The organism is Planococcus sp. ISL-110, from assembly GCF_018613575.1.
GTDB lineage: Bacteria > Bacillota > Bacilli > Bacillales_A > Planococcaceae > Planococcus.
Genome location: NZ_JAGGPX010000020.1, coordinates 64,021 through 75,687, shown reverse-complemented (window position 1 = coordinate 75,687; position 11,667 = coordinate 64,021). Strand labels below are relative to the sequence as shown.

Annotated in this window: 10 protein-coding genes; 1 reads left to right on the top strand and 9 read right to left on the bottom strand. The window is 47.2% G+C overall.

What is annotated here, in order from left to right:
- Positions 1-672: 672 nt before the first annotated feature.
- From J7I83_RS13850 to J7I83_RS13820, 7 genes are all read right to left on the bottom strand, one after another.
- Positions 673-1,656 (bottom strand): alpha-ketoacid dehydrogenase subunit beta, encoded by a 984-nt coding sequence (locus J7I83_RS13850; protein WP_215101695.1) that lies wholly within the window; start codon positions 1,654-1,656, stop codon positions 673-675.
- Complete coding sequence (locus J7I83_RS13845; RefSeq protein WP_215101693.1) at positions 1,656-2,660, bottom strand: thiamine pyrophosphate-dependent dehydrogenase E1 component subunit alpha; 1,005 nt, start codon at positions 2,658-2,660, stop codon at positions 1,656-1,658. Before J7I83_RS13845 ends, J7I83_RS13850 begins: the two co-directional genes overlap by 1 nt.
- 14 nt (positions 2,661-2,674) lie before the next feature.
- Positions 2,675-4,102 carry a dihydrolipoyl dehydrogenase gene (gene lpdA / locus J7I83_RS13840; protein ID WP_215101691.1) on the bottom strand — a complete coding sequence of 476 codons (1,428 nt, stop codon included), beginning with the start codon at positions 4,100-4,102 and terminating at the stop codon, positions 2,675-2,677.
- A gap of 75 nt (positions 4,103-4,177) precedes the next feature.
- Positions 4,178-5,260 carry a butyrate kinase gene (gene buk / locus J7I83_RS13835; RefSeq protein ID WP_215101689.1) on the bottom strand — a complete coding sequence of 361 codons (1,083 nt, stop codon included), beginning with the start codon at positions 5,258-5,260 and terminating at the stop codon, positions 4,178-4,180.
- Between the two features lie 297 nt (positions 5,261-5,557).
- The gene (locus J7I83_RS13830) at positions 5,558-6,652 is read right to left on the bottom strand and encodes a Leu/Phe/Val dehydrogenase (protein ID WP_215101687.1); all 1,095 of its coding nucleotides are present in this window, start codon (positions 6,650-6,652) and stop codon (positions 5,558-5,560) included.
- Between the two features lie 2 nt (positions 6,653-6,654).
- Complete coding sequence (yqiS, locus tag J7I83_RS13825; RefSeq protein ID WP_215101685.1) at positions 6,655-7,587, bottom strand: phosphate butyryltransferase; 933 nt, start codon at positions 7,585-7,587, stop codon at positions 6,655-6,657.
- Positions 7,588-7,721: 134 nt separating this feature from the next.
- The gene (locus J7I83_RS13820; RefSeq protein WP_215101682.1) at positions 7,722-9,767 is read right to left on the bottom strand and encodes a sigma-54 interaction domain-containing protein; all 2,046 of its coding nucleotides are present in this window, start codon (positions 9,765-9,767) and stop codon (positions 7,722-7,724) included.
- A gap of 125 nt (positions 9,768-9,892) precedes the next feature.
- On the opposite strand from J7I83_RS13820, the gene J7I83_RS13815 reads away from it, so the two are divergent.
- A complete protein-coding gene (locus tag J7I83_RS13815; RefSeq protein WP_215101680.1) occupies positions 9,893-10,126 on the top strand; it encodes a DUF2627 domain-containing protein in 234 nt (77 codons plus the stop codon).
- A gap of 10 nt (positions 10,127-10,136) precedes the next feature.
- Here J7I83_RS13815 and J7I83_RS13810 read toward each other — a convergent pair whose 3' ends face one another.
- Together J7I83_RS13810 and J7I83_RS13805 are read right to left on the bottom strand one after the other, a co-directional pair.
- Positions 10,137-10,871, bottom strand: a complete 735-nt coding sequence (locus J7I83_RS13810; protein WP_251047654.1) for a glycerophosphodiester phosphodiesterase — start codon at positions 10,869-10,871, stop codon at positions 10,137-10,139.
- A gap of 240 nt (positions 10,872-11,111) precedes the next feature.
- Positions 11,112-11,621 (bottom strand): DUF6241 domain-containing protein, encoded by a 510-nt coding sequence (locus tag J7I83_RS13805; protein WP_215101676.1) that lies wholly within the window; start codon positions 11,619-11,621, stop codon positions 11,112-11,114.
- Positions 11,622-11,667 lie beyond the last annotated feature (46 nt).

The following is an 11,667-nucleotide window of genomic DNA, read 5'->3' as shown; positions in this document are numbered from 1 at the left end:
TGTTATTCGATGGGAGCGTCTTTTGCCTGTCAGAGCTACACGGGCGCTTCAGCTTTTCTCATTGTCCAGCTTCAGCAGCCAGATTCTAGGGTCATAAGTCAACCCAGCTGCGTGGCAAAGAGCACCACACTGCTGGTCTGTCTTATGCCCGTCGAATCTACATGGCTGCTTACGCTTTTCTCATTGTCCAGCTTCAGCAGCCAGATTCTAGGGTCATAAGTCAACCCAGCTGCGTGGCAAAGAGCGCCACACTGCTGGTCTGTCTTATGCCCGTCAGAGCTACACGGGCGCTTCAGCTTTTCTCATTGTCCAGCTTCAGCAGCCAGATTCTAGGGTCATAAGTCAACCCAGCTGCGTGGCAAAGAGCGCCACACTGCTGGTCTGTCTTATGCCCGTCGAATCTACATGGCTGCTTACGCTTTTCTCATTGTCCAGCTTCAGCGCCCAGATTCTAGGGTCATAAGTCAACCCAGCTGCGTGGCAAAGAGCGCCACACTGCTGGTCTGTCTTATGCCCGTCAGAGCTACACGGGCGCTTCAGCTTTTCTCATTGTCCAGCTTCAGCAGCCAGATTCTAGGGTCATAAGTCAACCCAGCTGCGTGGCAAAGAGCACCACACTGCTGGTCTGTCTTATGCCCGTCGAATCTACATGGCTGCTTACGCTTTTCTTTTTTAAAACTCCGCTAACTCTCTCATTGCTTTTTCTACTTTGTCCGGGTTGATCATGAAGAATTTCTCCATGGTCGGCGCGTAGGCCATTGCCGGAATATCCGGTCCAGCGAGACGTTTGATCGGGGCATCCAAATCGAACAGGCAGTTTTCAGCGATGATCGCTGCCACTTCTCCGATGATGCTTCCTTCTTTATTGTCTTCTGTGACCAGCAGCACTTTGCCGGTTTTCTTAGCGGCTTCGATGATGCCTTCTTTGTCCAATGGATAAATCGTACGCAAATCAAGGATGTGGACAGAAATCCCATCTTCCGCCAGGCGTTCTGCAGCCTGCAGCGCAAAGTGTACAGCTAAACCGTAGGTGATGACGGTGATGTCTTCGCCTTCGCGTTTGACATCCGCTTTGCCGATTTCAATCGTGTAATCTTCTTCCGGCACTTCACCTTTGATCAGGCGGTAAGCGCGCTTGTGTTCAAAGAACATCACAGGATCGTCATCGCGGATTGCGGCCTTCAGGAGACCTTTTGCATCGTATGGCGTTGACGGGATGACGATTTTCAAGCCAGGCTGGTTCGCGAAAATCGCTTCCACAGATTGGGAATGATAAAGGGCGCCGTGCACGCCGCCGCCAAAAGGCGCGCGGAAAACAATCGGACATGACCAATCGTTATTTGACCGGTAACGGATTCGGGATGCTTCTGAAATAATCTGGTTGATGGCGGGCATGATGAAATCCGCAAACTGCATTTCTGCAATTGGGCGCAATCCATACATCGCTGCACCAATTCCGACTCCAGCAATTGCTGATTCGGCAAGAGGCGTATCCAGAACGCGGTCTTCACCGAATTGATCGTAAAGACCTTGTGTCGCTTTGAAGACACCGCCTTTTTTACCGACATCTTCTCCGAGAACAAAGACGTTTTCGTCACGCTCCATTTCTTCTTTCATGGCAAGCGTGATGGCATCAATATAAGACATAATGGCCATTATTCGTCTCCTCCTTCTTCGGCATAGACATACTTCATTGCATGTTCGGGTTCTGCATATGGTGCATTTTCCGCATAATCAGTCGCTTCGTTGACTGTTACCATGATGCGGTCGTTGATGTCTTTTTCAAGTTCATCGTTCAGGATGCCGTTCTCTTTCAGATAAGCACCAAAAGTCAGGATCGGATCTGTCGACTTTTGCGCAGCCAGTTCGTCCGCTGAACGGTATTGGCGATGGTCATCATCTGAAGAGTGGGCGGTCATCCGTTCAGAAACGGTTTCGACCAAGCTCGGCCCTTCACCACGGCGTGCACGGTCAGCAGCTTCTTTAACATGCTTGTAGACTTCGATTGGATCGTTGCCGTCAATCGTCACACCCGGCATTCCGTAGCCGATCGCACGGTCTGAAACGTTCTTGCTGGCCAATTGGCGTTCAACTGGCACCGAAATCGCGTATTTATTGTTTTCGACCATGATGACAACCGGCAATTTGTGGACGCCGGCAAAGTTCATGCCTTCGTGGAAATCGCCTTGGTTGGAAGAACCTTCACCAAGAGTCGTGAATGTAATAAAATCTTTTTTCTTCATCTTGCCCGCTAAAGCGACGCCGACTGCGTGCGGCAATTGTGTTGTAACAGGGGAAGATCCTGTCAGGATGCGGTTGCTTTTCTGCCCAAAATGACCAGGCATTTGGCGGCCACCCGAATTTGGATCTTCCGCTTTGGCAAAAGCTGACAGCATCAAGTCTTTTGGCGTCATGCCAAAGTGAAGGACCACACCGATATCACGGTAATAAGGTGCTATATAGTCTTTTGTGTTATCAAGAGCAAAAGCAGCGCCAACCTGTGCGGCCTCCTGTCCCTGACACGAAATCACAAAGGGGATTTTCCCAGCGCGGTTCAATAGCCACATGCGTTCATCCACGCGGCGGGCCATCAACATCGTTTCGTACATTTTCAGTAAATCATCATTTGTCAAGCCGATTTCTTCATGTTTAGAAGCCATTGTTTTTTCCTCCTTTAACTATGAATCGCTTTGCCGTCAACTGCCAAAGCCGCTTCGCCCATAACCTCTGAAAGCGTCGGATGCGGATGGATCGTTTCCGCAATTTCCCATGGGGTTGCGTCCAATACCATTGCCAGTCCGGCTTCCGAGATCATATCCGTAACATGCGGCCCAATCATATGGACCCCAAGTATATCGTTTGTTTTTTTGTCTGCGATAATTTTGACAAATCCATCAGATTCACCGTAAATCAGCGCTTTGCCGATGGCTTTAAAAGAAAACTTGCCGACTTTCACGTCGTGCCCTTTTTCTTTTGCCTGATCTTCTGTAATGCCGACACTTGCCGCTTCCGGGTTGGAATAGACGCAGCGCGACACCAAGTCGTAGTCTATGGCGTGTGGGTTGTTGCCTGCAATGTGCTCGATGGCTGCGATGCCTTCATGTGAAGCAACGTGCGCCAACTGCAGGCCGCCGATCACATCGCCGATTGCATAAATATGGGACTCTTTTGTCTGAAAGGATTTTTTCACTTGAACAAACCCTTTTTCAACAATGATGTCCGTATTTTCGATGCCGATGTTTTCGACATTCGCTTGACGCCCAACCGAAACCAGCATTTTCTCAGCAGAAAAGCTTTCGTTTTTGCCGTTGATTTCCGCTTGGATCGCCACGCCATTTTCACCTGTTTCCAATGTATCCGCCATAACTTTTGCGCTTGTCGCAAAAGTCACGCCTTTTTTCTTCAGCAGCTTCAGCATCTCCTTGGAGATATCTTTATCTTCAGTTGGAATGATACGATCTGCGTATTCGATGACTGTCACATCAACCCCGAAATCATTGAGCATCGCCGCCCATTCGATTCCGATAACGCCGCCGCCGACAATCAGGATTGATTGTGGCAAGCTTTCCATTTTCAATGCCTCGTCTGAAGTCATGACAAATTCGCCATCAATGGTCAAGCCTGGCAGGGTGCGCGGGCGTGATCCAGTGGCGATGATGACATTGTTCGGAATCAGCATTTCGTTTTCTTCACCGTTATTCATTTCCACAGAAATGGTTCCGGCGTTTGGCGAGAATATAGACGGCCCGAGGATTCGTCCGATGCCTTCATAGACGTCGATTTTGCCTTTTTTCATCAATCCTTGTACACCTGCGTGCAATTGATCGACAATGCCCTGTTTGCGCTGCTGGACACGCGCAAAATCCAGTGAAACTTCACCAGTCTGAACGCCAAAATCAGCCGCGTGATTTTTCGTCGTTGCGAAGACTTCCGCGCTGCGAAGCAAAGCTTTGCTTGGAATACAGCCTCTATGTAAGCAAGTACCGCCCAGTTCAGCTTTTTCAACGATTGCTGTTTTCAAGCCCAGCTGTGCAGAGCGGATCGCTGCTACATAACCGCCTGTTCCGCCGCCTAAAATGACGACATCATAATTTTGAGCCATGGATTTGTCCTCCTTCTTTCTGCTTCAGGCAGTGGGAATGTCAATATTCCTCACTGATTGAAGTTTTCATACCCGTTAACACAAATACGTTTTCGCTTGTTCTTCTCCATTTAATACCCGTGCAGCCCCTTCGGCCAAAGCCTGAAGTTCATTTTCACCCGGCTGGACCTCCACATCGGCAATCCAGTTGATGCGCTCGGTAATCGCTTCTACAAAACCTTTGCCGTGAGCAAGCCCTCCGGTCAGAATGATGGCATCTACTTGTCCTTTTAGGACAGCGCTGGCAGCACCGATTTCTCGGGCAACTTGATAAGCCATTGCCTGGTAAATCAATTCTGCTCGTTTGTCGCCTTTTAAAATGCGCTGTTCCACCTTCACCACATCATCTGTTTCCAGATAAGCAAACAGGCCGCCTTGTCTCACAAGCTTCGTCATAATGTCATGCCGGCTGAATTGGCCGGAAAAGCATAATTCCACTAAATCTCCTGCCGGTACAGTTCCGGCCCGTTCAGGACTGAATGGGCCGTCGCCGTGCAAGCCATTATTGACATCGATGACGCGCCCGTTCTGATGGACCCCGACTGTGATGCCGCTGCCCATATGCGTGACAATCAAGCTTACATCCTCATACGCGCGCCCAATTTTATTGGCGTATCGCCGGGCGACCGCTTTATGATTGAGAGCATGGAAGATGGATTTTCGTTCGATCAAGGAAAAACCGGATATCCGCGCAATCGGTTCCATTTCGTCAACGACTACCGGATCGACGATAAACGAAGGAATGTTCAGGCCATCCGCAATTTCAAAGGCGATGATACCGCCTAAATTCGAAGCGTGCTGTCCTGAATACCCTTTCTGCAAATCTTTTATCATCTTTTCATTGACTGCATATGTTCCGCCTTCGATCGGCCGAAGCAAGCCGCCTCTTCCGCACACTGCAGCCAAATTGGAAACATTCATACCTTCTTCGTCCAAAGCTTCTAGAATATGATTTTTTCTAAAGATGTTTTGGTCGGCGATGCTTGAATATCCTCCCAGATCTTCTGCAGAGTGGTGTATGGTCTTTTCCATAATCAGGATATCGTTGTCAAAAACGCCGATTTTAGTCGAAGTGGAAGCAGGGTTAATGACTAGAATACGATTCAGCTGTTTTTGCACATCGATCCCCCGTTTCTTTTATCTTTCTATTATAAAAAAGTATTACGTTTAAAAGTTGAACATAAGAATCATCAGGGCATACAATGCTCAGGGCATCGCTTCCTCCATGAGCCAGAAATACCCACTTAGAAAAAAAGCTTCTTGTATTTCCCGCAAACTTCAAAGCCGATATAGAGCAGAATAGTACCAACTATAAATAATCAATTCAACTTATCTGCCATTCATTTTCGCAGCACCCACAATATTTCCATAGAACAACAGCAGGTGAAAATGAATGGCTCACCTGCTGTTCGGTATTTATCTTCTGCTTAAAATATTGTGTTCATTTCTCAAAAATTGAGATCTTGACTTACGGACGCGTTCGATGCGCTCTTCAGCCATGCGATCTGCCGCAATATAGCTTGGCACATTATCGCGTTTCGAGATTTCAAAGATTTTTGTGATGCTGTCGTAAATCGTTTCAACACGTTTCATCGCACGTTCATTGTTGTATCCATATAATTCATCCGCAACGTTGATAACTCCGCCGGAGTTGATAACAAAATCCGGTGCATAAACGATGCCGCGCGCTTCAAGCTCATTGCCGTGGCGCTCTTCTTTCAATTGGTTGTTGGCAGAACCCGCAACCACTTTCACTTTCAATTGTGGAATCGTGTCGTCGTTGATGATCGCGCCCATCGCACATGGAGCAAAAATATCCGCTTCCTGTGAGTAGATGTCATTTGGAGCGACTGCTGTGGCGCCGAATGCTTTAACTGCGCGTTGCACCGCTTCCTCATTAATGTCTGTCACGATCAATTTAGCGCCTTCTTTATGAAGATATTCGCAAAGCGGGAAAGCCACATTGCCGACGCCCTGGACTGCTACTGTCTTGCCTTCCAATGAGTCGTCGCCGAATGCTTCCAGAGCAGCAGCTTTCATGCCAATATATGAACCATAAGCAGTAACCGGTGATGGATTGCCTGAAGAACCGAAGGCTGGTGAAATACCTGTTACGTAATCCGTTTCTTCGTGGATCAAATCCATATCCGCAACAGTGGTTCCAACGTCTTCAGCAGTTATATAACGGCCGTTTAATCCCTGGATGAAACGCCCGAATGCACGGAACATTTCTTCGTTCTTGTCTTTTAATGGATCGCCGATAATAACCGTTTTCCCGCCGCCAAGGTTAAGTCCGGCTGCAGCATTTTTATATGTCATTCCGCGGCCAAGGCGGATAGCGTCTTCAATTGCTTCCTCTTCTGTTGCATAATTCCACATGCGTGTGCCGCCAAGTGCCGGCCCAAGCGTTGTGTCGTGGATGCAGATGATGGCTTTAAGCCCTGAGTTTTTATCTTGGCAAAAAATTAATTGTTCGTAATCATCCTGTTCCATTCTCTTGAAAATTTCCATTGTCAATTCCTCCTAATATATGTTCCTAAAGTTAACGATGAGCAAATCGCCAAAGCCAATGAATATAACTTGCTTTCGGCGCTGTCGGCGCGTGATGATAAGACAATCGGGGCTTTCGCACCGGCGATGATACTGCCGACTTTTGCATTTGAAAAAAAGACCAGTGATTTATACAGGATATTGCCGGATTCAATAGTTGGAACGAGCAGGATATCGGCTTTGCCGGCATTGTCGCCCGCTATCCGTTTATGTTTGGCTGCATCGACAGATATAGCATTGTCGAGGGCAAATGGCCCGTCCACGATGCAATCTTTGATTTGGCCGCGCCGATTCATCGCAGTCAATGCAGCAGCATCAAGAGTGGCCTGCATGTTCGGATTGATTACTTCCACTCCCGCTAACGGAGCAACGATCGGCATCTCAACACCGACTGAACGTGCGATTTGAACAGCATTTTGGATGATTTGTACTTTATGAGGCAAATCAGGGCTGATGTTCATGCCCGCATCCGTCACAAAAATCAGCCTGTCAAAGCCAGCAACTTCAAAAGCGGCAATATGCGACATGACCGACCCGGTTCTTAGCCCATAATCCGGATTCAACACTGCTTTCAGCAGCACTGCCGTCGCAATCTGGCCTTTCATCAGAATATCGGATTCGTTCATGAACACGGATTTCACCGCTTGTTCAGCGGCCATTTCCACACTGCTGACATGATGGAGCTGAACATCGGGGTGATTGATCAGATGCGGGAAATGTTCCCGCATCATTGCAGTCACTGCCAGTTCATCGTCGTACAGGCGAAAACGCGCCATTTTGCGGCTTATAGCCATACTAATAGCTTCCAAAACAGCCAGATCAGCAGCAGCGGCAACTGCCACTGTGTGATCGGAACCGTTCGGAACATTTTCGATTAAATGGTTTAATGTGGCCATGACTGCTCACCTCATTCTTCTTAATTAAAACAGAACAGGTTGCCATATATAAGAGATGAAAGCGTTTTATTTGCAATTTCACCCATAATACTTTGCAAATTATTGCAAAACCCTGCAAGTTCTTGCAATAACGGTTACATCAAGCCGTATTTTTCTAATTTGTAATAAAGGGTGCGCAAAGAGATTTCCAGTTGTTTAGCGGTCTTTGATTTATTGCCTTTAGATTGAGTTAATGCATGGTGAAGAATTCCGCGTTCAACAGTGTCCAGTTGCTCCTGCAAAGAAACAGAAGTCGGGATGACCACTTCGTTTTTCGCTTCAGCAACACGGAGCATATTCAGCGGAATATGCTCTTCAGTCAGGACCCTGTCGTTCATCTGCATGAAAATCATGGACCGGCTCAAAACGTTCTCCAGTTCCCGCACATTGCCCGGCCAGTCATAGACACGCAAATACTGCAGCGCTTTATCAGAAACGGATTCAACGCTGCGGCCGTATTCCTGGTTTAATTTCAGCAACAGCCGCTCGACAATCCGTGGGATGTCCTGCTTGCGGTTGCGCAAAGGCGGAATGAGGATTGGCATCCGGTTCAAGCGATAGTACAAATCTTCCCGGAATTTCCCGTTCAGCAGGGCTTTTTCCATATTGGCATTTGTTGAAGCAATGACCCGTACGTTGACAGGAATGGGTTTGCTGCCGCCGATCCGCAAGGTTTCATGCTCCTGCAGCACACGCAATAACTTGCTTTGCAGCGTGGCGGACAGCTCACCGATTTCATCCAGGAAAATGCTGCCGTTATTTGCTTCTTCAAACAGTCCACGTTTCTCTCCGGTTTTGACGCCGGGGATTGCTCCTTCTTCATAGCCGAAAAGCTCGCTTTCCAGCAGTTCTTCAGAAAGGGCGGCGCAGCTGACGCGCACGAATTTATTGTATTTCCGCTCGCTGGCACTGTGGATAGCATGCGCAAAAAGCTCTTTGCCGGTACCCGATTCACCGCGCAGCAATACGGTGACCAGTGTTTGGGCAGCCAGTTTCGCCTGCTGTAGTGACAATTGCATTTCGGATGACAATCCGATAATGTCATCGAAAGTGTATTTGGACTCGAGCGTCCGAATGATGCTGCGAGCACGGTCAAGTTCCTTCATGAGGGAGCGGATTTCGGTCGTATCATGGATAACGCCGACACTGCCCTTTAATTTATTGTCGACGATAATCGGTGCAACATTGACAATCACTTCCCGATTCGACGGTCCGACCTTCAAGTTGACCCCTCTCACCGGTTTGCGTGTCTGCAGGGCTTTCAAGTGCATGCTTTCCCCTTCAGAAATATCCGCTGATGCCGGCCGGCCAATAACATCTTCCATCTGCAGACCGGTAATGCGTGTATACGCCGGATTGACGAGCAGGCCATTGCCCTTTTCATCGACCACTGAAATCGCATCGTCACTCGATTGGATGATGGCTTCCAGCATTGTCTGAATTTCTTTCAAGTCGGTGATTTCTTCAGCAAGCGACACCACTTCGGTGATATCTTTGAACACCGCAAATGCTCCAATCGTTTCCCCATTATCATCGATCATCGGAAAACGGGAAGTGACAATTTTCGAGCCATTTTTCAGCTCTAGTTCCTTGTTGAGTTCAATGCGTCCGGTTTCATAGATTCTCGGCAATTCGCTCAACGAAATAAACTCGTGAATATGCCTGCCGATGGTTTCACCCACGGTTACTTCCAGCATCCTCGCTGCACTTTTGTTAATAAAAGTGATGTGGCTTGTTTTGTCGATGCCAATCATGCCCTCTTCTATCGAATTGAGAATGATTTTCTCCCGGTGGCTTTCTTTGCTGAGGCGATTGATAAAATGCTCTTTCTCCTCCAGCAGCCGGACAAAAACATTGGCAAGGCTCCCCGGAATGATGACGGTCTTTCTCAGGAAATGTGCCTGCAGTTCCTGGTAAAGGGAATCGCTGCCGGTCACATTAAAGACGATTTCAATATTTCCGTTGCTGAACTCCCGGTAATCTTCTGCAACCGGAATACCATGCGATTTCGCGGTCACGATTGCGCCCGCTTCAGGATTCAGGTCAACCACGCCGGAGACACGTAAATAGTCAGATTCCAAAAGAAGGTTTAAAATAGCAGAGCCACCGACCCCGCCTCCTATAATCAATACATTTCGCAAATTAATTCAACCTTTCTCACGGAGTTTTGCAAGTTATTGCAAGAATGTTTTAAGCGTACATCAGGAAGGTTTTCTTGACAACTTTAATAGAATTAGAAACAATAGACGATGAAGGATGTGGAAGTATGGGTCGTCTATTAGCGTTTATCATCTTGCTGATTCCTGGGATCATGGCGGCGTATGGCATCAAATTGATGCGCGATACCTTGTTCAATAAATTGCTTGAGCCATATCCGGCTCTTTGGCTTCAATTTACGTTCGGCACCATTTTTGTAGTTGTAGGAATTGGTTTTTTTGCAGGCTTTCTGTTGAACCGCGACCGCAAAAAAGGGAACGTTTCGAAAAGATTCCAGAAATAAAAAATTGCGTCTACCCGACAAGGGTAGACGCAATTTTTCTTTTGACGCGATCCGGATAATTGGTGATGATTCCGACCGTCTGCGGATCAAGCCGATCTATAAGCGACTCTGACCCAAGCACTCCATAAAGACGAACATTCTTGTCCAACTTTAAAATATCGGCCCAGAATGACTTGGCAAGAAGCCGCTTATGGAGATGGATACTATCCACCCAGTCCATTTCTTTTATACGGGACAGCTGAACATTCTTTTTGATGATCCAGGCCATTTCCGTTGAAGGCATCAATTTTTTCATCTCATTTAGCAGCTGTGGGTTGAATGAAGACAAATGGACATCCTCCATCCCTTCCAGCATGGCTGCAAGAATCTGCGGTCCTTTCGGATTTTTCGCAAAAGAGCCCTTTAATTCAACATTCAATGGAATCTTCTTTTTCTTCGCCCATTGAAACACCTCATAAGCCAGTGGCATTTGATGGTGCTGGAAGCTGCGCAGCCATTTTTTACCCACCCGCAGTTCCTTTATTTCTTCGTAAGCGAGGGTTTCGATGCCTGCATTGACACCAGTCAGGCGCCGCAGGTTGTCATCATGGTAAACGACTACAACTCCGTCTTTGGTAATCTGTACGTCGAGTTCAATGCCAACACCGAATTCACACGCCTTGATAAAAGCGTTCCACGTATTTTCCAGTGCATATCCTGAAGCGCCTCGGTGTGCATACACTTTGACTTCAGACAATAAAATCATCCTCTTCCATTTCTGAAATCCATTAAATAGATAAAGCAGGTTCAATACCTTCTTACCTGTCCATGGATTCGTAATTTGTTCCTCTACTTTATCATTTTAAGCCTCCAAGTAACAGCGTTGTCGTTTAATATAACGTAATTGTTGGCTTTTTCTTGTTACGTTTTTGACTTTTCCCATAAATACCTTATGTAAAAAACTACATTTACAGATTGAAACAAACAAATTCGGCCAACTCCCAGATTACTCGGAAAAGTTATTGCGGATGAATTCCTGTTCCTGCTGGACACTCAAAATTCCCGTAGCACGACCGATGCTGCCGCCTTGCAGATTCCAGATATAATTATGATCCTCGTCTACCCGATCGAATTGTCCGCTTTCCCAACGTCCGATAATTTCCAGCAAATCCTCTTTAGAATTAAAGTCAGAATCCTGTAAAATCTGTTTGGCTTTAGCTATCGATTCCTCATTCATGCGGACCAAGCCCCATTTCTCGGAAGCGACTACCTTTTGATGGGTCATCTTATGCATCATGTTCAATAAAGCCTTTTCTGATGCATCTTCCGGCACCGCTCGGGCATATTCCAGACCTTCCACTTTCTCAGTGCTTTCTGCAATTGCATCTTCATCTGGAGCTTGGACAGACTGTTTTCCGGATGCATTCTCCAGGCTTCCCCAAATTTTAAAAGATCCGATTCCGATAAAGGCTAACGCAATACATGCAATCGCGGCGTATATTATTGTTTTTTTCATCATCAAACTCCCTCAGTTCTATTTTCATATATTCTCTCCCTCTGAT